General features: G+C 58.8%; 1 protein-coding gene. It reads left to right on the forward strand.

The features are described from left to right. Positions 1–233: hypothetical protein (locus ACR9ZK_RS23645; protein ID WP_481344347.1), on the forward strand; the 233-nt coding region annotated here is incomplete at both ends.

Here is a 233-nt window from a genome sequence, read left to right on the forward strand (position 1 = left end):
GTGCAGGCAATGACGTGCTGTGGGGTGGCGACGGTGGCGATCAGTTCATTGGCGGCGAGGGCTTCGACACCGTCAGCTATACCGACAGCCTTGAAGGCGTCAGTATCGAGCTCTCGAGCATTTGGGGCGCCACTGGTATTGCATTCGGCGATACCTACTCGAGCATCGAGGCCGTGCAGGGTTCGAATTTCAACGATGTGATCTTCGCCGGCGCAAGCGCAATGGTCATGGAC

The sequence above is a fragment of the Monashia sp. HAY1-5C genome, assembly GCF_056755255.1.